Origin of the sequence: Curtobacterium sp. MCLR17_055, assembly GCF_003234305.1 — a bacterium.
In the GTDB taxonomy this organism is placed as follows: domain Bacteria; phylum Actinomycetota; class Actinomycetes; order Actinomycetales; family Microbacteriaceae; genus Curtobacterium; species Curtobacterium flaccumfaciens.
In genome coordinates, this window is the sequence record NZ_QKSX01000002.1 from 86,516 (window position 1) to 111,193 (window position 24,678).

Here is a 24,678-nt window from a genome sequence, read left to right on the forward strand (position 1 = left end):
GAGACAGGCAGGCCGCTGGACACGGCAGCGCCCCGGCCGTTTCCGACCGGGGCACTGCGCGGCTTGCAACGCTGAGTCAGTGCGAGGGTGCAGATGAGGCAGCACGCTCGTTACGGCGCTGCAGGATCGCGACGATGCTACTGACGATGAGCGCAGCGATGCCAATGCCGAGCAACCACAGTCCGGCTTCGAAGCCGCCAACGATGACGTCGGGCGTGTAGCCCGGCTCGATACCGCGGTCTTCTTGCATGCGGTAGTCGACGCCGATTGCTATGAGGAACCCGATGGTGGTTAGCGCGCCGAGACTGGCAGCGATGGCGGACCCGATGATGAACTTTTTCATGTGCTCAGTCTCCTGTCGAAGAGGATGTTCGGTGGTCACCAGTTGCAGCGATGCGATGCGACACCGGAGACCCAGTTCGCGCGGTTCGCGCGGTACCGTTCGAGGTTGTAGTCCTGGGTGAACGGCAGCCCGTAAAGGCCCGCAGCGACGTGGCAGTTGTACTGCTGCTGGAGGGTGGCCTTGTTCGTGATCGCGGGCCACTTCTTCTTCCATTCGTCCCACCCAGAACCTCGGAACACAGCCTGTCCAGCCGCGTACCCTCCGACGCCACCGCCACCGCTAAGAACGACCGCGCCAGGCCCGGTGACCCAGGCGCTGTAGCGGTAGTCCCCGTGATATTTGTCGCGTTTGAAGCTCTTGAACAAGGTGATCCCCAGCCACGGGTCGGCCACTACCGGGTACTGCGTCGCCGCGCCGTGCTCAACGACCTGCGTCAACGTGTTCCCGTGCACCTCGTACCGGGTCGCCACCGGCACTCCGGTTGCATCCTTCGCCCACGCGGGCGCAACGGTGCCAGCAAAATCGCCACTCTCGTCGGTGATGATGACCACGCCATCATCACGGACCGTAATGGCGCCGCCTGACGGCACGGACAAGTCGTAGTCGTACCGGGTCGGCGCTGCAGCGCTTTCGACGACAGTGAGGATCTGCAGACTGCCATCCTCCCGCACGACTGAAGCTGTGCTCGACGAGTTGTTATTGTCAAAAGTCGCCACCCCCGCGCTCTCAACGACCGCATCCGCTGCCTGATCCGCAAATGGCAGCGATACCGTCAACTCGCGATCGCTGGTGCGCAGCACAGCTCCGTCAGCAGCATCTGTCGGAACGCTGACCTCAACATCGCCCCCGGTGAAGTTTGCAGCTTCAGCACCAGACTCGGATTCGGCCATGTTCGCGGCCGCGTCGAGCACATCCGGCGCGACAGCGGCGACAGCTGCGAGTGCATCTGCAGGCTGTTCCTCAGCGTGCGCCACCGCCGACGTCCCCAGCATCGCAACCGCACACAGCAGTCCCGCTCCCGCCATGCCTACGGTTCTTCCCGATCGAGACACTGTCTCCCCCTTGATCATCTATAGAGAGCCCTACGCCCCCGAACGGCATCCTATGGGAACGCTCAGGGTGCGCAGTCCTCCGCAAGGATGACCTTTGCAGCAACCGGCGGATCGGTGCTCGGACGAGTAAGTGGATTGAGCCTCAACCGCGCCGCCGACCTGCCCGAAAGACGATCGGCCACCGGACGCTTTGGCTACTGGTTGGAAGTGATCGCGCAGCGAGGCGCGCAACAGCGGGTCGGGGGTACGTCCCTGCTACAGGTATCCATGGTGAACGTCGGACCCTGCCACTACTGTTCCGAGTACTTGTCACTTCGTAGAAGGCGTGCTCTCATGACCACAAACACGTGGCCTCGCAACCGCTACACCGGCATCGGCGGTGGGCTCTACACCGGCGTTGGGGGCGGTCTGTACGCCGGCGTTGGCGGCGGTGCCTACACGGGCGTTGGCGGCGGTGCCTATACCGGTGTCGGTGGCGGTGCCTACACGGGCGTTGGCGGTGGGTTGTACACCGGGCCTGGCGGTGGGTTGTACACCGGCCCGGGTGGCGGGCTCTACACCGGACCCGACAGCAACGTCTACCGGTCGAACCAGCCCCCGATGCGCGTCCTCATCCCCTTCCATCGCCGGCACGGGAAGAACCGTCAAGCGGATGTGCTCGCAAAGGCCCATCGTCTGGATCTCTAAGCCAGCTTCATCAGATCGTCAACGTCGACGAGCTGGCGGCCGAGTGGGTGCGAGATGGCGGTCCTCGAGCGGGATCTCCGACAATTTCGGGGGACACGCGACACGCGGGCGTCGAACTGTGAGCAGCCTCGCTCTGTGTCGTGATCGCGTCCCGGTAGCCGATCCTCCACCGGAAGCGCTCCTCGCTTGGAGCACCAGAATGGCCCTTCGTGGCAAGCTTGCGGCCAGGTTGAGGAGGGATCGCAATGGATGAAGCTGTCTTGTACGACCTTTGCAGTCGCGCTCGACTCGTTCAGGTCCGGATCGTCTCAACCGAAGCAGGGCTCTTGGGCCTCACCGACTTCATCGGTCGTGCTGCTCGCTGCTCGGAGAATTACTCGCACGCGCATCTGCTGCAGCTGATCCAGGCTGCGCCGCGGCCAGTCGGCCTCCGCTACGGCTTCCGTCGGCTGGAAGCCGTCAGCGCGAGTCGGACCGTAGCCCCGGACTCGTTCACCGACATCGAACGCGGCGAATACGAGGCTGCGCAGAGTGCGCTCCTCAAGAGCGTCGGACGCGACTCTGGGGAACCGGCGCCAGGAGCGGTAGGAGTGATGCGGAACGTACTCGAGCAGTTCATTCTGCGCTGGTTCTGAGGGAGAGATCGGGTCGAACGCCACCTCGTTTGACGATCGGCTGACGGACGGTTCTTTGACCCGGAGTGAGGCGGCCGCTCGAGGCGTCGGTGGACCGTGTGAGGATCACCGCGTGGCACAGAGAACAGGGGCACCCACGGCGGACGTTCGAAGGGCGCGGATGCTGAAGTTCCTCGCGCGCGCCGATTGGGTGCTGAAGGGGCGGATATTCGACGCACGCCCGATGGACGCGCAAGGGTGGGAGATGCGCTTCCGGGTACAGCCCATCCCCGGCACCGACCGAGTACAGATCGTCGGCCTCGATCTCGGCGTACCTGACCTCGACGACGATGTCTTGCAGGCCAATGCGGCCCGCTGCCGCGTCTTCTTCGCGATGAAGGAGGACAGCTATCTTCCGACGGTCGTCTCACTGCTGCGACAGTCGGTCGGCGCGCACCGCCGCGCAGAGCTCGATGGGCTGAAGCGCTTCGTCAATGCGAGAGTGAAGAACGGAGATCTCGTTGGCGCCCACATGTACTCCGGCCGAGTGCTCGGTGATAACGGCGAGAACGCTGGCCAGATGCACGGCAACGACCAGATCGCGATGGACTACATCTATGGCCGACTTCTGCACGAGACGCCCGACGCACTGAAACGACTCGACGACGTCACGACGGACGCCACGGTCCGTCACGCAGTCGTCTCGAAGCTGCACGACCTCATGCAGGCGGTGTACTGGACGCGTGCCGAACTGCTACGCGCAGCAGCTGCAAACGACCTCGACTTTGAGCTGCCGGGGGAGGTCCGGAAGGGGCGCGATTCCTTCGGCGGAGTCCTGCCGCAACCTTGAAGAAGCCGGGCGAACTTGTCCCGATAGCTGATAGGCAACCGGACGGCACCTCTGTCACCAACGGCTAGCTAAGCTCCACCCACATCTGGAGTGGCACGACCGATCGATAGGGGTAGCAATGTTGATTCTGCAGTTGCTCGTGCCGGTAGTCCTGGTTGTCGTCGCCGTGCTCATCTTCCTCGCCGCCAGCGGGAGCATGAGTCGAAGCCCGCTACAGGATCAGCAGGACGCCGAGTGGCGGGCGAGGCGTGACGAGCGACGTCGAGCTCGAGCCGAGCGCCGTTCCAGCGATCGGTAGACGATCGCCTATCGGGCACCTAAGAACGGTACGCGCGGGCGTACCCACTTAGCTTCGTCGCGCTCACCGGCATCGACAGTTGTAGTGTCCGGAGCATGGCGCTGGTGCTGACGTGTGGGTTGTCGTTCTCGGGAAAGAGCACGTTCGCTGCCGGGTTGTCCCATGCGTTAGATGCCGAGTTGCTGACCCTCGACCGGATCAACGAGGATCGCGGTCTTCACGGAGGGCAGGGCATTCCGTTGGAGGAGTGGGCGACCACGAACCGGATCGCGCACGAGCGTGCCGGTGGGCTCCTTGCCGCTGGCCGCCACGTCGTCGTTGATGACACTGGGTCGCCGCGCTTCATCCGTGATGAGTGGCGGGCGACCGCATCAGCGGCAGGGGTTCCCTTCGTGCTGGTGTGGGTACAGGTCAGCCCGGAGCTGCAGCGTCAACGAGTCCTAGCCAACAGGGAAAAGCAGGTGCGGCCCGACGTCACAGACGCGGTGCTCGCAGAACACGGCGCGAGCTTCGAAGCACCGGTGGAGGAAGACCCGTTGGTCATCGACGCGACTTCCACGAGTGACCCAGCGATCATCGCGGCCACCGCCGAGGCAATCGAGGCCGCCACCGTCCGGTAGGCGATCGGCTACCGGACAGGTGGCGCGTTCGTGAGCAGCGCGATTCCGAACACGAGCAAGCCCCATCCGACTTGGGCGAGGACTACCAAGAATGGAGCCCCGATCCCCGCAGCGGTCAGCGCCATGGCGAGCCACAAGAACGCGACGGCCCCAGTCGCCGCGGAAAGCGCGCCCATCGTAAGTGCCGCGCCCAGACGCGAAACATCCGACGACAGCGGCACCACCAACAGGCTGCACACCACGGCTCCGACGATCCCAGGCACGATGCACGACCAGAACGCCAACCCGACAGAGGCCCACTGGTCAGGTCCCGCTCCCGACCAATGCACCGGCGCACGTGCAGGAACCATTTGCCAGTTCAGACGAACGATGCCAACGGCGGCCGGAGGCAGCCACGCGAGCGCCGCCGCCATCACGAGCCCCGCTCGCACGCGCAAGCGCTGCTCCGGCCCTGCTACCCCCGCTGCCACCTTTGCAGGCTAAGCCCGCCGCGACCGCGACCGGTAGGGAATCGACTACGGCGACGGGTCTACTTCCCCATCGACCAGGACTTCGTAATCCCATGCGGTCGCGAGCCCAGGTACTAATAGCAGCAGGATCAAACACGCTCGGATCAGATCGTCGGTGAGCAACAGGAGGAAGAACACGACGGTGCGTAGCCGGTCGACTTGAAGCTGAGCTCGGGCGGCGAGGCCGGGAAGCATGCGCCCTTCGTCGATCCGGCATCGGAAGGGTCCTCTTTGAAGGCTCTGCGTCCGCTCGGCATCAAACGGTTCGCAAACCTGCGAGGATGGCTCACATGAGTGATCGGATACCGGAGTTCACAGATTCGTACTCCGACGACATGCTGTTCCTGGCGTCGCTCCGACGCATCCTGCTGCGGCACCCGCTCGAGAACTTCATGCCGAGATTCCTAGACGCGACACTTGCCCGCCTGTACGCGGTGATGCTCGTCGGGAACGTAGAGAACGGCATCATGGAGGAGTTCCGGCGGACCGAGGACGAGGATCTGAGCACCTACCTAGGGGGCCAGGTCGACAATTCCACCAAGGTCGCTGCGCTCATGGAATTCGTCCAACGTCGGAGCGTGTCATCGGTGGACACCTCCGTCTTCCAGGACTACCTGGCGATCAAGTACCTCCGGAATGGCATCATCCACTCGGATCAACGTCAAGGTGCGCAGGCGGACTACGTCACGTCGCGCGGCTTCCCTCTCGACAGTCGCGAACTGACGCAGGTACACCTCCGCCGCTTCGCAGAGGTGGACCACGCGATAACGATGTACCTCGGGTTGTCAAAAGTGCTAGCGGCGATGGGTGCCGTCGATCCCCTGAGTTCCGAAGCGCCCGTCTCGTTCGATGTCATTGCCCGGGACGACGCAGTGGAGAAGCCCTATACGTGGCGTGAGTTCGCACGGATGCACAGACGGAACTTGGAGAACGTCAGTGCGATTTGGCGGCGCTTCCGCGACGAGCGACCAGGAGCGCCCGTCGCAGAACTGATGCGAGCAGCTCGTCAATCCGACGCAGTGACTCTGCTGGAACTTCAGCGAGCAGGTGCATCGGCGGAGTACTCGTGGTCACAGCTCGTCGCCCTTGCTCCGGACGACGCCAAGCGACTCGTCGCGGACGACGCCGAGCGAAACGCATTGCTCAAGGGCATTCGAACAGCCGCAGACAACAAGGCCTATCCGCTCGGTCCACTGACGTCGGAAGTGTACATCGCGCTCCAAGCAGGTCTTCGGGCCTGTGAGCTGAAATCTGACCAGCTGCGGACCCTTTTTGGGGGTCCGTCGACGATGTCGGGCGCGGAACTCGTCGGGGTGTACGCCTTGGGAGGGACCGCATACGACCTGACCAGCGCAATCTCTGTTGACTGGATTGTCCCGGTCCTCCTGCAAGGTCCCTCCGACGGTGCGCTTAACGCTGCCGCCGCTTTCCTGGACCTCGTCGAGATCGGCCACACTTGGTATTCCGCGATCGAACATCACACGCGCTACGAATCGCATCGAATCGCCTCGATGCGGCTCGTCCTGGACGCCTCACGCGACGATCCAGACCGCGCATGAACGATCGATGCGCACGATTGTCGTCCTGGTCACAGTGCATCAGATCCCCGACCAGAGTGCCGCGCACTTCGAAGCGGCTAAGAAGGACGTAGTGACCCATCGAATGTCGCATCGGGACCTTGAAAGTGCGCACCTGATCGATTAGGTCCGGAACGGGCATGCTCGCTCCCGCGGCACCTACGGTGTCCGAAGGGTGCACGCTGCGCTGTTCCTCGGGCAACGGCGCCGGATCGATCACGGCCGCCATGGGAATCGATCACGGCCGCCGTGGGAACTGATGCGCTTGCCTCGGCTGCCCGATCCGGGAGTCGCGCCCCTGACTAGACGCGTCGATTCATTGCGACGCTCGCAAGGCGCTCGCCTTATTAGCCGTCCTGCTGGTCGATCTCCCGAGCAAGGCGCATGAGTTCGCGGTCCTCGGCTTCGTAGCCGGGCTTGCCGACGTTGCGGAATGGACTCCGGTCGGCTCCTGGAGGGTTGAACCTGTAGCCCGCGTTAGGCAGTACCTCGCCCGGTGTCCCCTCTTTCATCCCTCGAATCAGCTCATCTTGAAACTTACGAGCACCGGCATCGGGAAGCTCCAAAGCATCGAACCAACCTAGTTCCTCGTCGGTCATCGGGGGCATGCCGGCCTCCCTTTCGTCCTGTCGCTTGCCCTCGATGTGCTCGCCCAAGCGAAGCTGCCAGCCAACTTGATGAACACGAGCTATGACCTCGCGCAGGGCAGCCTCATCTGCGACGTCAGGTGGAGCCATCACCTCGCCGGTCTTCCCGAGGTCGACGTAAAAGCCGCGTTGCTTAGAGTGGTCATGACGACGTGCCCACGATTTGATGGCGCCGAGCAGGGAGGCGTTCATGTCTGGGTCGGGAGCTTCGGAGTCGAACCAATAGGGCTCCTCGACAAGGAAGTCGTGGACCGCCGCAAGCTTTTTCTCGTGGCTAGCCCAAAGCTCGTCCAGCCGCTCGCACCTGAATGTTTCGCCGTCGGCACTGAGTCCCATCTCCACGCGGCGCTTATGGATGGCTATTGCCTTCCCCGATTCCTCCAGGCCCAGAATCGCGAGCGATCGTGCGAGAGATGCATGATCAAGCTCCAGCACAGCGAGGGCCGTCGTCAGCAGCGTGTTCGCGTTCTCGAGCAAAGCATCTTGTAGCCGTACCACCTGTGCCGGAGTAAGGTCCGGAAGCCTCCGCACTGCCATGACCCAAGTTTGCAGTGCGGATGCGACGCCGCGCACTAGATCGCCGGTCCGCGAGCGGACCGGCCAGCACGACGGGCGTAGGCGCCGATGCAAACGTCCGATAGCCGGTCCTTCCACGGACCTCGGTGTCCAACTCGGAACTGGACGATCCGCGAGAAGACTCGTGTCGCACATAGGTGGTCCGCTGAACGTCGCAGTGAGGGAGCCCCACGCGGACGACCCAACGACAGCCCCACGAACGACAGAAGCCCACCGAGATCATCGGTGGGCTTCTGTCATCGTGTGAGACACGTTTCGGTCGGGCTGACAGGATTTGAACCTGCGACCCCTTGACCCCCAGTCAAGTGCGCTACCAAGCTGCGCCACAGCCCGCGAGTTCCGGAGAACTCAGGATCCCGGAGGATCCTCGCCCGCGTCCGACCGGAGCGCGAGCGACCGGTCCAGCATAGCGGACGTCAGACCCCCTCCGTGCCACGGCGAGTCGGAGCAACGCGACCCGAACGACACGCTCAGCCCGGCCGCACCACCTCGCGCCGCGCCGCCAACCACGGCAACCCGAGCCCGACGAGCAACCCGCCGGACCCGTCCGCCGCCAGGTCCCCGATCGTGTCGTCGTACCCGACGAAGATCTTCGAGTCGACGAAGTTGTGCCCGAGCCACTCCCCCATCTCCCACACGGCCCCGACCGCGAGTCCCGCACACAGCGCGAGCACCGCGACGACCACCCGGCGCTCGGCGTGCGGGGCCGGTACCGCCCGCAGGTCGGCACCGATGACGTAGAGCACCGCCGCGAGCAGCCCGGTCAGCACGACGTGCATGAACTTGTCCCAGAGGAAGACGGTGGTGTACCACTCGAGCACGCTCGACCACCCGGCGACGAGCACGAGCACGCACACCGCCACGTCGAACGCGGGCCGCAGCCCGAGCATCCGCGGCACCACGACACCGAGCAGCGCCAGCGCCATGACCGGGAACGCCGTCCCACCCCACCCGACACTCGCCACGACGACACTCACGAGCGTCAGCGCCCGCACCACGTCGGCCACCAGGAACCGCGGCCGCAGGAACGTCGGTCCGAGCGTGGCGATCACGACGCCCACCGCACGGCCGCGTGCACGGCGGCGTGGTCGGACGGCCACACGCCGCCCGGGCGCCGCACGTCGACCGCGACGCGGTCCACCTCTGCCTCAGCGGTCACGAGCACCCCGTCGATCCGCCGGCCACCAACGCGCGGACTCCCGTAGTGCGGGTACGTCCCGTAGGGCTCACCCACCTGCCTGGAGGCCCGCCCCCAGCTGTCCTCGACCCCCGCCTCCGCCAGGGCTCGCCATGGTGCGGAACCGGCGGGGCTGTTCCAGTCGGCCATGACCACGGCGGGCAGGCCGCGCTGCCGGACGATCCGGCCGAGCAGTTCGGCGGACCGCAGTCGGGCCCACGGCGAGGCGACGTCGAGGTGGGTGGCGATCGCCAGGAACCGCACGCCGGTCGCGCGGTCGTCGACGACGGCTCCGACGGCGTGCCGGGGGAAGGACGTGGCCCACGACCGCGAGCCGGGGCGGTGGGGCGTGCGGGAGAGCGCCCAGGTGCGGCGCTCGACGACGTCGAGGCGGGAGCGGTCGAGGAACAGGCCGACCTGTTCGCCACCGCCGCGCGGTCCTCGCCCGGCCAGGACGGGCTCCCAACCCGACCCGAGGCCGGACGTCAGGTCGTCTGCCTGCGTGGGCAGGGCCTCCTGGACGGCGAGGACGGTGGGCGCTTCGGACGTGACGAGCGCGAGCACGGCGTCGCGGCGACGCTCCCAAGCGTCGGGGTGGGTCGGCTGCCGCGGCACGCGGCGACGCACGTTGAGCGTCATGCAGTGCACCTCGGGCGACCGGACCGGTCCGATGAGCGGGCGGTCGTCGGGGTGGTGGGGCATGCCTCCCTTCTACGAGACGACACCCGTCGGATTCCCAGGGACCTCTCCGTCTGGCTCGTATGGTGGCTCGATGCGTTCTCGTTCCACCCCTCGTCTCCTGGTCGCAATCGCGGTCTCCGGCCTGCTGCTCGGAGCCGCCGGGTGCACGTCGAGCGGACCGGACACGAGCCGCCCGACCCTGGCGAAGGCCTCGGCCGACACCGTCACGGTGGCCGACGCCGCGGACGCCGCAGCCCGCTCGGTCCGCGTCAGCAAGGCGCTGTTCGCGAGTGCCCCGGGAGCGGTCGTCGCCCGGGCCGGCGACACCGACGGCATCCGCGATGCGGCGAAGGCTGCGGCGAGCGCCCACGTCCCGGTGCTGCTGACGGCCAAGGACAAGAGCACTGCCGTCGCCCGCGAGCTCGACCGGCTCGGTGCCGACTGGTACCAGGCCGAGGGCGACCTGTCGCTCGACACGGACGTCGAACAGCGGCAGGCGCCGGACGGCGGTGACGCGCCGGAGTCGACCCGGGCCTCCCGGCAGGCGACGGTGGTGGTGGCGGACGCGAGTGCGGACGCTGCTGCCGTGGCGACCGCGAAGGCCGCCGGTGCCCGCGTCGTGACCATGCCGGAGGGCGTGACCGACCCGGCTGCCGCACCCGACGTGGTGACGGCGCTCCACGAGCGGGCGAAGCACCCGACCGTCCTGGTCGGCGCGGCGTTCGACGCCCTGCCGGACCCGGAGTGGACGGTGCGGGCAGCCGAGGGAGGGTTCCAGCTGCGGAACGGCGGCCAGCGGCCGTTCGACGGGCACCGGTACGTCGCGCTGTACGGGGCTCCGGGGGCGCCGGCGCTGGGCGTGCTCGGCGAGCAGGGGCCGAAGGAGACCGTGCAGCGTGCCGAGCAGGTCGCGAAGCCGTACCGGGCGGAGTCCGACGAGCTCGTGACGCCCGCGATGGAGGTCATCGCGACCGTCGCCGCGGGGGACGCCGGAGCCGACGGCGACTACTCGACGGAGCTGCCGGTGTCGACGCTCGAGCCCTACGTCGAGGCCGCGCACGATGCGGACATGCCGGTCATCATCGACCTGCAGCCGGGTCGGTCGGACTTCCTGTCGCAGGCCAAGAAGTACGAGTCGCTGCTGAAGAAGCCCGGGGTGTGGCTCGCGCTCGACCCGGAGTGGCGGCTGACGAAGGACCAGGTGCCCCTCAAGCAGATCGGGAGCGTCTCGGCGTCGGAGGTGAACGAGGTCTCCTCGTGGCTGGCTGCGCTCGTGCGCGACGAGGGGCTGCCGCCGAAGGCCCTGGTGCTGCACCAGTTCCGGCTGTCGATGATCCAGGACCGCTCCGCACTGCAGACCCACCCGGAGCTCGACATGCTCGTGCACGTCGACGGGCAGGGGTCGCAGCCCGACAAGCAGGCGACGTGGAAGGCGCTGCACCAGGGCGCGCCGGAGGGGCTGCACTGGGGCTGGAAGAACTTCTACGACGAGGACACGCCCATGCTGACGCCGTCGCAGACGATGCAGGACGTGACGCCGACACCGTCGTTGGTCACCTACCAGTAGGGAGCTTCTCCACAGCTTGGAGGCGCGACCTGCGTTACGTCGGTCGGTGCTGACAGCATGGGGGCATGTCTGGTCTTGGTGTCGGGTCCACCGCGTCGTCTTCCGTGTCCCCCTCTGCGGACATCGCCGCCGAGGCGCAGCAGGCGCTCGCTGCGCTCACGGGGCGCCCCGACGCGGTGTTCCACCCAGGCCAGCTCGAGGCCATCTCGGCGCTGGTCGAGCACCGGCAGCGTGCCCTCGTCGTGCAGCGCACCGGGTGGGGCAAGTCCGCGGTGTACTTCCTCGCGACGCTGTTGCTGCGCCGACGCGGGGGCGGCCCGACCGTCCTGGTGTCGCCGCTGCTCGCCCTGATGCGCGACCAGGTCGCCGCTGCCGCGCGGGCCGGTGTCCGGGCGGTGTCGATCAACTCCGCGAACGCCCACGAGTGGGGCGAGACCCAGGCGGCCCTCGCCCGTGACGAGGTCGACGTGCTGCTGGTCTCCCCCGAGCGGCTGAACAACCCGAAGTTCCGCGACGAGCAGATGCCGACCCTGATCGCCCGGATGGGCATGCTCGTGGTCGACGAAGCGCACTGCATCTCGGACTGGGGCCACGACTTCCGGCCGGACTACCGCCGTCTGGCCGAGCTCATCCGGTCGCTCCCCCACGGCGTCCCCGTCCTGGCCACCACCGCGACGGCGAACGAGCGCGTGGTCGAGGACGTCGCCGAGCAGCTCACCGCCGGCCCGGCCGACCCGGTGTTCACGATCCGCGGATCCCTGGCCCGCAAGTCCCTGCGCCTCGGTGTGCTGACGCTGCCCGATGCACGGCAGCGGCTCGGGTGGCTCCTCGCGCACCTCGGCGACCTGCCCGGCAGCGGCATCATCTACACGCTCACGGTCTCGGCGGCCGAGGACATCGCACGACTGCTACGCGACAACGGGTACGCCGTCCGTGCCTACACGGGGCGCACGGACACCGACGAGCGCGAGCAGCTCGAACAGCAGCTCAAGGGCAACGAGCTGAAGGCCCTGGTCGCCACGAGTGCGCTCGGCATGGGGTTCGACAAGCCCGACCTCGGGTTCGTCGTGCACGTCGGGGCTCCCTCGTCGCCCGTCGCCTACTACCAGCAGATCGGTCGCGCGGGTCGTGCGACCGACAACGCCGACGTCCTGCTCCTGCCCGGGCGTGAGGACCGCGAGATCTGGCAGTACTTCGCCAGCGCCTCGATGCCGACCGAGGCCCGCGCCGCCGCCGTGCTCAGTGCCCTGTCCACCGACACCGCGATGTCGACCGTGGCGCTCGAGGGCCTGGTCGACATCAAGCGCTCCACCCTCGAACTCCTGCTCAAGGTGCTCGACGTCGACGGAGCCGTCCGACGCGTCACCGGCGGCTGGGTGTCGACCGGGCAGCCGTGGGAGTACGACGCACCCCGGTACGAGCGGGTCGCAGCGGCCCGCGCTGCCGAGGCAGCGTCGATGCTCGACTACGAGTCCACCTCGGCCTGCCGCATGCAGCTGCTGCAGCAGGACCTCGACGACCCCTCGGCCGAGCCCTGTGGCCGGTGCGACAACTGCGCCGGGGCGTGGTTCCCGACGGCCGTGTCCGACACCGACTCGTCCGGTGCAGCGGCCGCGCTCGACAAGGTCGGCGTCGAGATCGCTCCGCGTGCCCAGTGGCCCTCGGGGATGTCGTCGCTCGGGGTCTCGGTGCGGGGCAAGATCGGCGCGGACGAGCTCGTGCAGCCCGGCCGTGCGGTGGCGCGTCTGACCGACCTCGGCTGGGGCGGTCCACTGCGTGCACTGTTCTCGCCGTCCACCCCGGATGCCCCGATCTCGCGCGAGCTCGTCGACGGTTGTGTCCGGGCGCTCAAGGACTGGCCGTGGGAGACCCGGCCGACCGGCGTCGTGGCGATGTCCTCGCGGTCACGGCCCGAGCTCGTGGGGTCCCTCGCCCAGGCGCTGTCCACCATCGGGCGGCTGCAGTTCCTCGGCACGCTCGGCCGTGCCGGCGGGACCCCTCGGGGCGACGGTGCGACGAACAGCGCCTACCGACTGTCCGGCGTGTGGGACACCTTCGTGGTCGATCCGTCGCTCGCCGCCGCCCTGCAGTCGCACGAGGGTCCGGTGCTGCTCGTCGACGACCTGGTCGACAGCCGGTGGACGATGACCGTGGCCGGCCGGGAGCTCCGGCGCGCCGGGGCCTCCGCCGTGCTCCCGTTCGCCCTGGCCACGGTCGCGTAGCCCCCGCACCTGTTTTGCGACAGTCCACGTGTCGATCGACGCGTGTGCTGTCGCGGTGCCGGTCCACCGCCCGCCGGAGCCCTACCGCCGCGCGGGCTTCGGGAACGTGGCCCGCATGTGGTCGCTCGTCAGCACGTCGCCGATACCGACCATGAGCACCGAGAACAGGATCTGCTCGATGACCATCCAGAACGGGTAGAGCCCGGGGATCGCCGCGACGATCAGCGTCACGATCGGGAAGATCCGGCTGAACAACCGCAGCCGCTGGTACGCCCAGTAGTACCCGAGCTGCGCACGCCAGGCGAACACGTAGAGCGTCAGGGTGATGAGCAGCACGACGGTGGAGCGGAACCACACCGCCCACGACAGGGACTCCCCTGCGCGGGTCAGCAGCACGGCGACCACGATGGCGGTGAGGCCGACGACGGTCTCCGCGACGAGCAGCCACCGGATCCACCGGAACGAGCGGACGGTGTCGGGGTGTTCGAGCATGTCCTCGCGGATCACGTACCCGGCCTGCCGGCCTCCGGCCAACCGGTCGAGGCGCAGACGGCACCACACACGGTCGGCGAGCACACCGAGTCCGTCGTTCTGCTGCGTCACCAGTACATCGTGCCCCATCCCGGCGGTGGCGGCGGACGCGGCACAGCCACGAGCACCGATGCGGAACGACACTGTCGACGTCGGACGACCACGACACAGTCGTTCTGCGTCGGCGCAGCGCACCCCAACCCCGCCCAGCCTCAGCCTGCGCCCCGCTCAGTCCGACGGGACGAGTGCCGCGCCACCCAGCACGGTGCCGGTGCCGGCGTCGAGCAGGACCAGGGAGCGGACCTCGTCGGGCAGTGACCACGGGTCGCTGAGCACGACGGTCAGCCCCTGTTCGACCCCGGCGGCCTGGAACAGGTCGTAGGACTCCCCGGCGGGTGTCCACACCGGCTTCGAGCCACCGCGCACCGTCCCCGCGGACAGCACGACGTCGACCGGGCCGTCCCCGCCGGTCTCCAGGTGGTCGATCTCCACCGCGAGGGTCTCGTCGCCCGTGTTCCCGGCGATCCGCACGTGCCCGGAGGCCGCAGCCCCGATGCCGACGATGTCACCGGAGACCGGCGGGACGCGGCGCCACCACGGGTCGATGGGCGAACCGTCGACCGGACGGACGGGTTCGGACTCGATCGGTTCCTCGAGGCCGTTGGACGGCGGCAGTCGGACGTCGGGCGACTGCGCCGGCTCGGAGGGCACGGAGTCGGCACGGGTGACCGAGTCGCCGTCGTCCGGTGCGTGCGAGATCGTCCACAGGGACACCGACCCCACGACGACCACACCGACGAGGACACCCACCAGGGCGAGCCGACGTCGGTCCGCTGCCCACGGCCCGGTACCCACGCCCCCATGATGCCGCACGGGCGCGCCGGACCGGCCCCGGGCCTCCAGGCCGAACGCGAACGCAGAACGCGCCCCGACGGATCGAGGCGCGTTCTGCGTGACGGGCGGGAGGGCTCAGCGCTTCCGGCGCTCGCGCACCCGCATGTTGACGTTGATCGGCGTGCCGGAGAAGCCCCAGACCTCGCGGAGGCGACGCGTGATGAAGCGTCGGTACTGCGGGTCGAGGAACGCCGACGTGAAGAGCACGAAGGTCGGCGGCTGGCTCGACGCCTGGGTCCCGAACAGGATGCGGGGCTGCTTGCCGCCGCGAACGGGGTGGGGGTGTTCCTGCACGAGCTCGGCGATGAAGGCGTTGACCTTGCCGGTCGGGATGCGGGTGTCCCACGACTCGAGGGCGGTCTCGAGCGCCGGCACGAGCTTCTCGAGGTGGCGGCCGGTGCGGGCGGAGATGTTCACGCGCGGGGCCCAGGCGACGTGCGCCAGGTCCTGCTCGATCTCGCGCTCCAGGTAGCGGCGTCGCTCGTCGTCGAGCAGGTCCCACTTGTTGTAGGCCAGCACGAGGGCACGGCCGGACTCGAGGACGAGGTCGATGATGCGGAGGTCCTGCACGGAGACCGGCTCGGTGACGTCGAGGACGACGACGGCGACCTCGGCCTTCTCGAGCGCGGCCGTGGTGCGGAGCGACGCGTAGAAGTCGGCGCCCTGCTGCATGTGGACGCGCTTCCGGATGCCGGCGGTGTCGACGAAGCGCCACACCTTGCCGCCGAGCTCGATCTGCTCGTCCACCGGGTCGCGGGTGGTGCCGGCGATGTCGTTCACGACGACCCGCTCTTCACCGGCGGCCTTGTTGAGCAGCGAGCTCTTGCCGACGTTGGGCCGGCCGAGGATGGCCACGCGGCGGGGGCCGCCGACCTCCTGCTTGGCGACGGCCGAGGTGTCGGGCAGCGTCTTGATGATCAGGTCGAGCAGGTCCGCGACGCCGCGGCCGTGCAGGGCCGACACCGGGTGCGGCTCGCCGAGCCCCAGGTTCCAGAGTTCGTAGGCGTCGAGTTCACGGCGCTCGTCGTCGGCCTTGTTCGCGACGACGATGACGGGGCGGTCGGTGCCGCGGAGCATCTTGACGACGTGCTCGTCGGTGGCGGTGATCCCGACCGTGACGTCCACGACGAACAGCACGGCGTCGGCGAGGTCGATCGCGACCTCGGCCTGCGCGGCGACGGAGGCGTTGATGCCCTCGGCGCCGGGCTCCCAGCCGCCGGTGTCGACGAGCGTGAAGCGCTTGTCGTTCCAGTCGGCCTTGTAGCTGACACGGTCGCGGGTGACGCCGGGGACGTCCTGCACGACGGCCTCACGACGACCGAGGATGCGGTTCACGAGCGCGGACTTGCCGACGTTCGGGCGGCCGACGATCGCGAGCACCGGGTAGGCGGGCAGGTAGTGGACGCCGTCCTCGCCGACCTGACCGGCCTCGAGCAGGGCGAGGTCCTCGTCCTCGAGGTCGTACTCCTCGAGTCCGGCGCGGAGCGCGGTCGCGCGCTGCTCGGCCTCGGCCTCGTCGAGTCCGGCGAGCCGCTCGCCGAGGGCGTCGTCGTACCGGGGGAAGTCGTCGTTGTCCGGGTTGTCCAGCTGAGCCATCTTGGGTTCCTCGCGAGCGGCCGGGGCCGCGGTGTCGGTGGCCGTTGCCGGCCGGGGCCGGGGGTCCGGCCGTGGTGTGACCAGGCGGCCGAGGCCGTCCGGTCGTGCGTCAGTGCGTGGCCGCGCGGGCCAGGTCGACGACCGCCTGCACGGTCTGGTCGAAGTCGAGGTCGGTGGAGTCGAGCGTCGTGACACCGTCGGCGGCGTTCATGAAGTCGACGACCTTCGCGTCCGCCGCGTCGCGACGAGCGAGTGCTGCGGAGGTCTCGGCGGCCGACTGGGTCGTGACCTCTGCCGAGCGTCGGGCCATTCTAACGGACTCGTCGGCCGTCAGCAGGATCCGGACTTCGGCGTCGGGTGCGACGACCGTGGTGATGTCCCGGCCCTCGGTGATGATGCCCGGGGCGTCGGTCTTCCGCATGACGTTGCGGAACAGCTGGACCAGGCGCTTCCGGACGTCCGGGAGCTTCGCGATGTGGGCGACCGCGCCGGTGACGTCGGGGGTGCGGATGGCCTCGGTCACGTCGGTCTCCCCCACCTTGACGTAGTAGTCGTCGGGGTCGGTGCCGATGGCGTAGTCGAAGGTGTCCCAGCTCGCCAGGACCGCCGCGGCGTCGTCGAGGTCGACCTGCTGCTGCAGGGCGTGCCACGCGAGTGCACGGTAGGCGGCGCCGGTGTCCTGGTAGCCGTAGCCCAGGGCGCGGGCGGCCGCGCGGGAGACGCTCGACTTGCCGCTGCCGGCGGGACCGTCGACCGCGATGACGATCTTCGCCACGTAGGCGCCGTCGGCCAGGCCGGACGGCATCGGGGCGCTGGTCGAGCCGGGCTCCCCGCCGGGTTGGCCGAGGCCGCCTGCTGGGCCCCCGAGTGCGCCGCCGTCGCCGCTGCCGCTGAGCGGGCCGCCGGCACCGCCCTGACCCGGGGTCGGGAGGCCGGTGTCGGGCCCGTCCGGTCCGCCGGTCACACCGGAGTCGTTCGTCGCTGCGTTCGTGTCGTCGTTCAGGCCCATGCTGCTGCGATCCTCCATCCGCGCCCCTCGAGTTCCTCGACGAGTCGCTGTTCCTGCTCGGGCAGCACCGACACCTCGACGATGCCGATCTGTGCGCCCGGTGAGTGCTCGAGGCGCATGTCCTCGAGGTTGATGCCGATCTCCCCGATGAACGTCAGGAGTTCGGCGATCTGCCCGGGGGTGTCGTCGACCAGGACGACCACCTGGGCGAAGCGCTTGGTGGTGCCGTGCTTGCCCGGCAGCCGTTCGACCCCGCGGTTGCCGTCGGCGATGGTCTCGGCGATGGTGCGCGGCGATCCGGCACCGTCCGGGTCGCCGAGCGCGTCGATCACGCGGGACAGGTCGTCGCGCAGGTCGGTGAGCACCGGCCGGATGTGCCCGGCGTTCGCCCCGATGATCTGCACCCAGAGCCCGGGGTCGCTCGCGGCGATCCGGGTGACGTCGCGCACCCCGCCGCCGGCCAGGCCGAGCGACCCGTCGGGGGCGTCCCGCAGGCGCGAGGCCATGAGGGTCGACACGAGCTGCGGCGCGTGCGAGACGTACGCCACGGCGAGGTCGTGCGACTCGGGGTCCATCGGCACGACGGTGGCGCCGACGTCGAGCGCGAGGTCCTCGACCACCGCGGCGCGCTGGTACGTGATGCCGTCGTGCCCGGCGATCACCCACGGGCGACCGACGAACAGGTCGGCGCGGGCGGCGGTCGGACCGCTGCGCTCGCGTCCGGCCATCGGGTGCGACCCGATGTAGCGGGAGACGTCGGCCCCGGCCGCCACCAGGGCGGCGAGCGGCCCGGACTTCACGCTGGCGACGTCCGTCACCACGGCGTCCGGGTGGGCGGCGAGCTCGCGCTCCACCACCGTCGCGACGACGTCCGGCGGCACTGCGACGACGATCAGCTCCGGCTGGTCGCCGGCAGTTGGTCGACGGCCGGCGCCGTAGTCCACGGCGAGCGCCAGCGCGGCGGGCGAGACGTCGTCGAGGACGACGTCCACACCCTTCTCACGCAGGGCGAGACCGATCGAGGCGCCGAGCAACCCGGCACCGACGACCCGGACCGGGCCGCGCAGACGGCGGTCGATGTCGGTCGGGGTCACGTCGGTCACCGGGCAAGCCTACCGATCGAGGCTCGGGCATCGGTCGATGCCCGAGCCTCGGGGTCGGTCAGTCCGCCGACTCGTCCTCGTACTCGTCGTCGTCCTGGTCGAGCGCGACGTCGCGGTCGTCACGAGCGGATGGCTTCGCGTCACGGACGGTGCTGAGTAGCTTGCCGACCTCGACCGTGCCGAGCTCGCGCATCTTGCCCGGCGGCAGGCTGCCCAGGTGCAGCGGTCCGAACGACCGGCGGACGAGTTCGAGGACCGGGTGGTCGACCGCCTCGAGCATGCGACGGACGATGCGGTTGCGGCCGGAGTGCAGCGTGATCTCGACGAGCGACTCACCCCGCGAGGACTCGAGCAACCGCACCTTGTCGGCCTTGATCGGACCGTCCTCGAGCTCGACGCCCTCGGTCAGGCGCTGCACCACGGCGGGGTTCACGTTGCCGTGGACCTTCGCGATGTACGTCTTCTGCACGCCGAACGACGGGTGCGCGAGCACGTGTGCCAGGTCGCCGTCGTTCGTCAGGACGAGCAGCCCGGAGGTCTCGGTGTCGAGACGGCCGACGTTGAACAGGCGCTCCTCGTAGCGGTCCACGAACTCGGTCAGGTCGCGGCGACCGCGCTCGTCCTGCAGGCTCGAGACGACACCGGTCGGCTTGTTCAGCACGATGTAGCGCCGCGACGAGTCGATCTGCACGGGCACGCCGTCGACGCTGATCGCGTCCTTCTCGGGGTCGACGCGACGCCCGAGGGCGTTCACGACCTCGCCGTTGACCGTCACGCGGCCCTCGACGATCAGGTTCTCCGCGACCCGGCGGGATGCGACGCCGGCAGCGGCGATCACCTTCTGCAGGCGCTCACCCTCTGCCTGGAGGCTCGGCTCGGCCCCGGCAGGAGCCGTTCCGTCCGCCGCGTCCCAGTCCTCGATGATCGGCCGTTCGGGCGTGCCCTCGGCCGGGTTGCCCCGGTCGTCGCGCTGCCCGCTCGGCTTCGGCGTCGTGCGGTCGCTGTTGCGGACGCTCGTGGTGCCGCCGACGTAGCGGCGGCCGTTGTGCCAGACGCGGCTCTGCTGGCCGTCGGGAGTCCGGCGGTCGTCGCGCCGGTCGTCGCGGGGAGCGGAGCTGCCACGGTCGTCGCGACCCCGGTACCCACCGCGGTCGTCGCGGGGAGCGGAGCTGCCACGGTCGTCACGGCCCCGGTACCCACCACGGTCGTCGCGGGGAGCGGAGCTGCCACGGTCGTCGCGACCCCGGTACCCACCGCGGTCGTCGCGGGGAGCGGAGCTGCCACGGTCGTCGCGGCCGCGGTACCCACCACGGTCACCGCCACCGGAACGGTCATCGCGACCCCGGTAGCCGCCACGGTCATCGCGCGGGGCCGGAGCCCCACGGTCGTCACGGCCGCGGTAGCCACCACGGTCGTCACGCGGAGCCGAGTTGCCGCGGTACCCACCACGGTCATCGCGGGGTGCCGAGGTCCCGCGGTCGTCGCGACCCCGGTACCCACCACGGTCGTCACGCGGAGCGGAGCCCCGGTAGCCACCACGGTCGTCACGCGGAGCCGAAGCCCCACGGTCGTCACGGCCCCGGTACCCACCGCGGTCGTCACGCGGAGCCGAGTTGCCGCGGAACCCACCACGGTCGCCGCCACCGGCACGGTCATCGCGACCGCGGTAGCCGCCACGGTCATCACGCGGTGCCGAAGCCCCGCGGTACCCACCACGGTCGCCACCGCGGTCGTCGCGCGGAGCGGAAGCCCCACGGTCGTCACGACCGCGGTAGCCACCGCGATCGTCACGCGGAGCCGAGTTGCCGCGGTACCCACCACGGTCGCCGCCACCGGCACGGTCGTCCCGGCCCCGGTACCCACCACGGTCGTCACGCGGAGCCGAAGCCCCGCGGTACCCACCACGCTCGCCGCCGCGGTCGTCGCGCGACGGGTACCCGCCACGACGGTCGTCGTCACGCGGCGGGCGTGCGCCCCCGCGGTCGTCGCGACCGTACCCGCCGGAGCGGCCACCGGCACTGGAGCCGGCCCCACCGCGTCCGCCGGCCGGGCGGCCGGAGCGATCCGGGCCTCCCGAGCGTCCGTTGCGGTCGTCTCGGTCTCGGGGCGCGCCGCGCCCCCGGTCGTCAAACCCTGCCATCGGGGATCCCTTCGTTCTGCTCGAAGCCGTCCGCACCGTCGTCCAGGAGGGGCGAGATGAGCGGCAGCTCGTCGAGCGAGTTGATGCCGAGCTGCTGCAGGAGCAGGTCGGACGTGACGTAGTTGATGGCGCCGGTCTCGGCGTCGGTGAACGACTCCTCGATGAGGCCGCGTGCCACCAGGGTTCGGACGACGCCGTCGACGTTGACGGCGCGGATCGCAGCGATCTGCGAGCGGGTGATCGGCTGCTTGTAGGCGACGACCGCGAGGGTCTCGAGTGCGGCCTGCGACAGCCGCGAGGGGCGCTCGGCCTCGACGAACTGCTCGACCACGGGGTCCAGGTCGGCGCGGACGTAGAAGCGCCAGCCGCCACCGACCTCGCGCAGTTCGAAGCCACGGCGGACCGTGCCGTCGACGCCGTCGAAGTCCGCGACCAGGCGTTCGATCGCCTGGCGGATGGCGGGGACGGGCGAACCGACCGCGGCACCGAGGGCGACGAGCGACTGCGGCTGGTCGGCGATCATCAGGATGGCCTCGAGCTGCCGATCGATGGGGATGGCGGGGTGGGCCTCGGACGCGGCGCGCTCGTGGATCTCGCGCTCGATGGCGCGGGCATCGGCCATCTCGTCGGCGCCGCCGGGTTCGGCGCTGGACGTGTCGTGCACGTCATCCGTCATAGTCGGCTCCCAGGTTCGCGAGGCTCTCGTCGGACCAGTCCTCGGCGGTCCACCGCAGTGTCAGCTCCCCGAGCGGCTCGAGCTGCTCGAACGAGATCGACGCGTTCCGGTACAGCTCGAGGATCGCGAGGAAGCGAGCCACCACGATACCCGTCTGGTCGACGCCCGCGACCAGTTCACGGAACGAGACGCCCTCACCATCACGGGTGCGGAGGATCGAGACGACGATCGCGGCCTGTTCGCGGATGCTGATGAGCGGGGCGTGCAGGTGGTCGAGGCCGACGGTCGGGATCTCCCGCGGGGCGAAGGCCAGCGCGGCCAGTGCGGCGAAGTCCTGCACCGACAGGGTCCAGACGAGCTCCGGCGTCCGCGCGCGGAACCGCTCCTCGAGTCGGACGCTGCGGACGTGCCGGCGCGACTCGACGCCCCAGCGCTCCCCGAACCAGTCGGCGGCCTGCTTGAACGCCCGGTACTGCAGCAGCCGGGCGAACAGCAGGTCCCGGGCCTCGAGCAGGGCCACGTCCTCGGCGTCCACGAGCTCACCCTGGGGCAGCAGCCCGACGATCTTCAGGTCGAGCAGCGTCGCCGCGACGACCAGGAACTCGCTGGCCTCGTCGAGCTCGTCGGCGGACTCGGCCTGCCGGACGTACTGGATGAACTCCCCCGTCACGGCACCGAGCGACACCTCGGTGATGTCGAGCTCGTGCTTCGTGATGAGCGACAGCAGGAGGTCGAACGGTCCGTCGAAGTTGGCGAGCCGGACCCGGAACCCCGCGTCAGGCGACGGCGCCACGCTGGACGAGCTCTCGTGCGAGCTGCCGGTAGGCGTGGGCTGCAGGGTGGTCCGGCGCGGTCTGCGTGATCGGGCGTGCGGACACCGTGGCGTCCGGGAACTTCACGGTGCGGCCGATGACGGTGTCGAGCACGCGGTCGTCGAAGGTGTCCACGACCCGCTCCATGACCTCGCGGGAGTGCAGCGTCCGCGAGTCGTACATGGTCGCCAGGATGCCGTCGAGCTTGAGCGCAGGGTTGAGGCGGTCGCGCACCTTGTCGATCGTCTCGATGAGCAGGGCGACGCCGCGGAGCGCGAAGAACTCGCACTCGAGCGGGATGAGGACGCCGTGTGCCGCGGTCAGGGCGTTCACGGTGAGCAGGCCGAGCGACGGCTGGCAGTCGACCAGGATCACGTCGTAGTCGTTCGCGACCTTGCGCAGCACGCTCGCCAGGATCTGCTCGCGGGCGACCTCGTTGACCAGGTGCACCTCGGCCGCGGACAGGTCGATGTTCGCCGGGATGACGTCGAGGCCGGGGGTGTTCGTCGGCTGGATGACCTGGTTCGGGTCCTTCACGGCACCCATGAGCAGGTCGTACACGGTGTGGATGTCGTGCGTCCGGACGCCGAGGCCCGCGGACAGCGCACCCTGCGGGTCGAAGTCCACGGCCAGGACCTTGCGGCCGTACTCGGCGAGCGCGGCGCCCAGGTTGATGGCCGTCGTGGTCTTGCCCACGCCGCCCTTCTGGTTGCAGAGCGCGATGATGCGGGCGGGTCCGGTGCTGTCGAGCTCCTCGGGCACGGGGAAGTCCCGGACGGGACGCCCCGTCGGACCGTGGGTGGTCGCGCCGGTGGGGTTGGTCGTCGGGTTCGGGCTCACCCCGTCATCGTACCGGCGACCTCGGGCTGGGCCGGGTCGCACCGCCGCACTGCTGCTCGTCAGGCAGCGCGCAGGGCGACGCGCATGCTGTCGACCCGCTCCGCGATCACGGGGTCGGTCGACCACCGCTGCTGCAGCCGACCGACGAGCTCGCCGACCTGCTCGCGGTCGAGCCCCGGGTGCAGCGCCAGTCCCACCGTCAGCTCCGGCCCGGCGAACCGGCCGACCGGGTCGCCCGGCGCGAGTTCGACACGGGCGACGCTGGACTCCCCCTCGACCGAGGCCGCGAAGGCCCGGGCCACCTCGGGGTCCTCGAAGCACGGGGTCCACGGCAGGTCCTGCCCCAGCGCCCACACCGCCGGACGACGCAGCACGAACTCGGTCGGCGACTTCGGGTCGAGCACGACGAGCTGGGTGTCCTCGCTCGCCGCGGCCATCGCCACGCGGCGGGACTCCACCGGCACCGGGCGCGCGTCCGGGTCCCACGCGTGCATGGCGTCCACCGAGGTGAACGCCGGCATCACGCTGCGACCGTCCGGACCGGCGACCGTCACGATCGAGAGTTCCTGGGTCTTGTCGACGAGCTTGCCCTCGTCGGTCTCCCCCACGTCACCGGCCTCGGCGATGAGTGGGATGAGCAGCCGGGCGGTCCGGAGCGCCTCGACGATCGCCGACTGGGAGGCACCCGCGGCGAGCGCACCGATCGCGGCGACCACCGCGGGGTCGGCGAGTCCGTCGTCCTCGGCGAACGCGGTGTCGTGGTGGTCGAACGTGCGGCCTTCCCACGAGAAGCCCGCCGAGTCCGCCGCCCCGCCGGGGGTGTGCGCGTCGTCGGCGTCCGGCCCGGTGCCGCGGCCGTTCGAGATGCCCGCCACGGGGTTACTCGGAGGCGATGTCGAGTGCGGCCGGCAGCGTGAACGCCCCGGAGTACAGCGCCTTGCCGATGATCGCGCCCTCGAGCCCGTACGGCACGAGTTCGCGGAGCGCACGGAGGTCGTCGAGCGTCGAGATCCCGCCGGAGGCCACCACGGGCTGGTCGGTCCGGTCGCACACCTGGCGGAGCAGTTCGACGTTGGGCCCCTGCAGCGTGCCGTCCTTCGTGACGTCGGTCACCACGTAGCGGGCGCACCCGGCGGCTTCCAGCCGGTCGAGCACCTCCCACAGGTCACCGGCGTCCTCGGTCCAGCCGCGGCTCGACAGCGTGGTGCCGCGGACGTCCAGCCCGACGGCGATCTGCTCGCCGTACTCACCGATCACCCGCGCGGCCCAGTCGGGGTTCTCGAGCGCCGCGGTGCCGAGGTTCACGCGCGCCGCACCGGTAGCCAGCGCCGCTTCGAGCGAGGCGTCGTCGCGGATGCCGCCGGACAGCTCGACCGAGACACCCTCGACCTCGCGGACGGCGTGCGCGATCACCCGGCGGTTGTCGCCACGACCGAACGCCGCGTCGAGGTCGACGAGGTGGATCCACTCGGCGCCCTGGTCACGCCAGGTCCGGGCAGCGGCGACGGGGTCGCCGTAGCCGGTCTCGCTCCCCGCCTCACCCTGGGTGAGTCGCACGGCCTGTCCGTCGACGACGTCGACAGCCGGCAGCAGGACGAGGGGCGGGGTGTCGGTGAGGTCGGTCATGGTCCTGTCGGTTTCGTTGCGGTGGAGAAGG

23 protein-coding genes and 1 tRNA gene are annotated in these 24,678 nt (G+C 69.6%); 7 read left to right on the forward strand and 17 right to left on the reverse strand.

Annotation, left to right across the window (positions count from 1 at the left end):
- Window positions 1-76 precede the first annotated feature (76 nt).
- Both DEJ09_RS02295 and DEJ09_RS02300 read right to left on the reverse strand, forming a co-directional pair.
- A complete protein-coding gene (locus tag DEJ09_RS02295; RefSeq protein WP_111087529.1) occupies window positions 77-343 on the reverse strand; it encodes a hypothetical protein in 267 nt (88 codons plus the stop codon).
- A 35-nt stretch (window positions 344-378) separates the two neighbouring features.
- Complete coding sequence (locus DEJ09_RS02300; protein ID WP_146245661.1) at window positions 379-1,368, reverse strand: hypothetical protein; 990 nt, start codon at window positions 1,366-1,368, stop codon at window positions 379-381.
- A gap of 360 nt (window positions 1,369-1,728) precedes the next feature.
- On the opposite strand from DEJ09_RS02300, the gene DEJ09_RS02305 reads away from it, so the two are divergent.
- From DEJ09_RS02305 to DEJ09_RS02340, 5 genes are all read left to right on the forward strand, one after another.
- On the forward strand, window positions 1,729-2,082 hold the full coding sequence (locus DEJ09_RS02305) for a hypothetical protein (RefSeq protein ID WP_111087531.1): 354 nt from the start codon (window positions 1,729-1,731) through the stop codon (window positions 2,080-2,082).
- Window positions 2,083-2,327: 245 nt separating this feature from the next.
- The gene (locus DEJ09_RS02310) at window positions 2,328-2,717 is read left to right on the forward strand and encodes a hypothetical protein (protein ID WP_111087532.1); all 390 of its coding nucleotides are present in this window, start codon (window positions 2,328-2,330) and stop codon (window positions 2,715-2,717) included.
- A gap of 160 nt (window positions 2,718-2,877) precedes the next feature.
- Window positions 2,878-3,546, forward strand: a complete 669-nt coding sequence (locus DEJ09_RS02315; protein ID WP_111087533.1) for a hypothetical protein — start codon at window positions 2,878-2,880, stop codon at window positions 3,544-3,546.
- A gap of 393 nt (window positions 3,547-3,939) precedes the next feature.
- Window positions 3,940-4,464 (forward strand): ATP-binding protein, encoded by a 525-nt coding sequence (locus DEJ09_RS02325; protein WP_111087535.1) that lies wholly within the window; start codon window positions 3,940-3,942, stop codon window positions 4,462-4,464.
- 799 nt (window positions 4,465-5,263) lie between these two features.
- Window positions 5,264-6,532: a hypothetical protein gene (locus DEJ09_RS02340; RefSeq protein ID WP_111087538.1), complete on the forward strand. Its 1,269-nt coding sequence runs from the start codon at window positions 5,264-5,266 to the stop codon at window positions 6,530-6,532.
- A gap of 365 nt (window positions 6,533-6,897) precedes the next feature.
- Here the strand turns inward: DEJ09_RS02340 and DEJ09_RS02345 are convergent, their stop codons facing one another.
- The 4 genes from DEJ09_RS02345 to DEJ09_RS02360 all read right to left on the reverse strand — a co-directional run bounded on the left by DEJ09_RS02345 (window position 6,898) and on the right by DEJ09_RS02360 (window position 9,652).
- Window positions 6,898-7,908 carry an AbiV family abortive infection protein gene (locus DEJ09_RS02345; RefSeq protein WP_111087539.1) on the reverse strand — a complete coding sequence of 337 codons (1,011 nt, stop codon included), beginning with the start codon at window positions 7,906-7,908 and terminating at the stop codon, window positions 6,898-6,900.
- A 124-nt stretch (window positions 7,909-8,032) separates the two neighbouring features.
- A tRNA-Pro gene (locus DEJ09_RS02350) sits at window positions 8,033-8,106 on the reverse strand.
- Window positions 8,107-8,243: 137 nt separating this feature from the next.
- Window positions 8,244-8,825, reverse strand: a complete 582-nt coding sequence (locus DEJ09_RS02355; protein WP_146243504.1) for a hypothetical protein — start codon at window positions 8,823-8,825, stop codon at window positions 8,244-8,246.
- Complete coding sequence (locus DEJ09_RS02360; protein WP_111087541.1) at window positions 8,822-9,652, reverse strand: endonuclease/exonuclease/phosphatase family protein; 831 nt, start codon at window positions 9,650-9,652, stop codon at window positions 8,822-8,824. The genes DEJ09_RS02355 and DEJ09_RS02360 overlap by 4 nt, the downstream gene beginning before the upstream one ends.
- Before the next feature lie 70 nt (window positions 9,653-9,722).
- Here DEJ09_RS02360 and DEJ09_RS02365 point away from each other — a divergent pair, with 70 nt between their 5' ends.
- On the forward strand, window positions 9,723-11,198 hold the full coding sequence (locus tag DEJ09_RS02365) for a hypothetical protein (RefSeq protein WP_111087542.1): 1,476 nt from the start codon (window positions 9,723-9,725) through the stop codon (window positions 11,196-11,198).
- Window positions 11,199-11,263: 65 nt separating this feature from the next.
- The gene (locus DEJ09_RS02370; protein ID WP_258373764.1) at window positions 11,264-13,420 is read left to right on the forward strand and encodes an ATP-dependent DNA helicase RecQ; all 2,157 of its coding nucleotides are present in this window, start codon (window positions 11,264-11,266) and stop codon (window positions 13,418-13,420) included.
- A gap of 81 nt (window positions 13,421-13,501) precedes the next feature.
- Here DEJ09_RS02370 and DEJ09_RS02375 read toward each other — a convergent pair whose 3' ends face one another.
- The 11 genes from DEJ09_RS02375 to priA form a co-directional block, all read right to left on the reverse strand.
- Window positions 13,502-14,023: a hypothetical protein gene (locus tag DEJ09_RS02375; protein ID WP_111038884.1), complete on the reverse strand. Its 522-nt coding sequence runs from the start codon at window positions 14,021-14,023 to the stop codon at window positions 13,502-13,504.
- 156 nt (window positions 14,024-14,179) lie between these two features.
- On the reverse strand, window positions 14,180-14,806 hold the full coding sequence (locus tag DEJ09_RS02380; RefSeq protein ID WP_146245662.1) for a hypothetical protein: 627 nt from the start codon (window positions 14,804-14,806) through the stop codon (window positions 14,180-14,182).
- 114 nt (window positions 14,807-14,920) lie between these two features.
- The gene (der, locus tag DEJ09_RS02385) at window positions 14,921-16,441 is read right to left on the reverse strand and encodes a ribosome biogenesis GTPase Der (RefSeq protein WP_071405612.1); all 1,521 of its coding nucleotides are present in this window, start codon (window positions 16,439-16,441) and stop codon (window positions 14,921-14,923) included.
- A 109-nt stretch (window positions 16,442-16,550) separates the two neighbouring features.
- Window positions 16,551-17,246: a (d)CMP kinase gene (cmk, locus tag DEJ09_RS02390; protein ID WP_071405656.1), complete on the reverse strand. Its 696-nt coding sequence runs from the start codon at window positions 17,244-17,246 to the stop codon at window positions 16,551-16,553.
- A 194-nt stretch (window positions 17,247-17,440) separates the two neighbouring features.
- Entirely contained in the window at window positions 17,441-18,553 is a 1,113-nt protein-coding gene (locus DEJ09_RS02395) for a prephenate dehydrogenase (protein ID WP_111087544.1), read from the reverse strand.
- Between the two features lie 58 nt (window positions 18,554-18,611).
- Window positions 18,612-19,400 carry a pseudouridine synthase gene (locus DEJ09_RS18325; protein ID WP_258373775.1) on the reverse strand — a complete coding sequence of 263 codons (789 nt, stop codon included), beginning with the start codon at window positions 19,398-19,400 and terminating at the stop codon, window positions 18,612-18,614.
- 1,279 nt (window positions 19,401-20,679) lie between these two features.
- Window positions 20,680-21,369, reverse strand: coding sequence for an SMC-Scp complex subunit ScpB (gene scpB, locus DEJ09_RS02405; RefSeq protein ID WP_258373765.1), 690 nt, complete (start codon window positions 21,367-21,369; stop codon window positions 20,680-20,682).
- Window positions 21,359-22,162 carry a ScpA family protein gene (locus DEJ09_RS02410; RefSeq protein ID WP_171907825.1) on the reverse strand — a complete coding sequence of 268 codons (804 nt, stop codon included), beginning with the start codon at window positions 22,160-22,162 and terminating at the stop codon, window positions 21,359-21,361. The genes scpB and DEJ09_RS02410 overlap by 11 nt, the downstream gene beginning before the upstream one ends.
- Window positions 22,146-23,021 carry a ParA family protein gene (locus DEJ09_RS02415; RefSeq protein ID WP_017885900.1) on the reverse strand — a complete coding sequence of 292 codons (876 nt, stop codon included), beginning with the start codon at window positions 23,019-23,021 and terminating at the stop codon, window positions 22,146-22,148. The genes DEJ09_RS02410 and DEJ09_RS02415 overlap by 17 nt, the downstream gene beginning before the upstream one ends.
- Before the next feature lie 59 nt (window positions 23,022-23,080).
- Window positions 23,081-23,896 (reverse strand): SseB family protein, encoded by an 816-nt coding sequence (locus DEJ09_RS02420; protein ID WP_111087547.1) that lies wholly within the window; start codon window positions 23,894-23,896, stop codon window positions 23,081-23,083.
- A gap of 4 nt (window positions 23,897-23,900) precedes the next feature.
- The gene (gene priA / locus DEJ09_RS02425) at window positions 23,901-24,647 is read right to left on the reverse strand and encodes a bifunctional 1-(5-phosphoribosyl)-5-((5-phosphoribosylamino)methylideneamino)imidazole-4-carboxamide isomerase/phosphoribosylanthranilate isomerase PriA (RefSeq protein ID WP_017885902.1); all 747 of its coding nucleotides are present in this window, start codon (window positions 24,645-24,647) and stop codon (window positions 23,901-23,903) included.
- Window positions 24,648-24,678: the final 31 nt, after the last annotated feature.

What these genes read in the sequence shown, in the direction of transcription:
- DEJ09_RS02295 (WP_111087529.1), bottom strand. Translation starts at nt 343, where the DNA reads ATGAAAAAGTTCATCATCGGGTCCGCCATCGCTGCCAGTCTCGGCGCG.
- DEJ09_RS02300 (WP_146245661.1), bottom strand. Translation starts at nt 1,368, where the DNA reads ATGGCGGGAGCGGGACTGCTGTGTGCGGTTGCGATGCTGGGGACGTCG.
- DEJ09_RS02305 (WP_111087531.1), top strand. Translation starts at nt 1,729, where the DNA reads ATGACCACAAACACGTGGCCTCGCAACCGCTACACCGGCATCGGCGGT.
- DEJ09_RS02310 (WP_111087532.1), top strand. Translation starts at nt 2,328, where the DNA reads ATGGATGAAGCTGTCTTGTACGACCTTTGCAGTCGCGCTCGACTCGTT.
- DEJ09_RS02315 (WP_111087533.1), top strand. Translation starts at nt 2,878, where the DNA reads ATGCTGAAGTTCCTCGCGCGCGCCGATTGGGTGCTGAAGGGGCGGATA.
- DEJ09_RS02325 (WP_111087535.1), top strand. Translation starts at nt 3,940, where the DNA reads ATGGCGCTGGTGCTGACGTGTGGGTTGTCGTTCTCGGGAAAGAGCACG.
- DEJ09_RS02340 (WP_111087538.1), top strand. Translation starts at nt 5,264, where the DNA reads ATGAGTGATCGGATACCGGAGTTCACAGATTCGTACTCCGACGACATG.
- DEJ09_RS02345 (WP_111087539.1), bottom strand. Translation starts at nt 7,908, where the DNA reads ATGTGCGACACGAGTCTTCTCGCGGATCGTCCAGTTCCGAGTTGGACA.
- DEJ09_RS02360 (WP_111087541.1), bottom strand. Translation starts at nt 9,652, where the DNA reads ATGCCCCACCACCCCGACGACCGCCCGCTCATCGGACCGGTCCGGTCG.
- DEJ09_RS02365 (WP_111087542.1), top strand. Translation starts at nt 9,723, where the DNA reads ATGCGTTCTCGTTCCACCCCTCGTCTCCTGGTCGCAATCGCGGTCTCC.
- DEJ09_RS02370 (WP_258373764.1), top strand. Translation starts at nt 11,264, where the DNA reads ATGTCTGGTCTTGGTGTCGGGTCCACCGCGTCGTCTTCCGTGTCCCCC.
- der (WP_071405612.1), bottom strand. Translation starts at nt 16,441, where the DNA reads ATGGCTCAGCTGGACAACCCGGACAACGACGACTTCCCCCGGTACGAC.
- cmk (WP_071405656.1), bottom strand. Translation starts at nt 17,246, where the DNA reads ATGCCGTCCGGCCTGGCCGACGGCGCCTACGTGGCGAAGATCGTCATC.
- scpB (WP_258373765.1), bottom strand. Translation starts at nt 21,369, where the DNA reads ATGACGGATGACGTGCACGACACGTCCAGCGCCGAACCCGGCGGCGCC.
- priA (WP_017885902.1), bottom strand. Translation starts at nt 24,647, where the DNA reads ATGACCGACCTCACCGACACCCCGCCCCTCGTCCTGCTGCCGGCTGTC.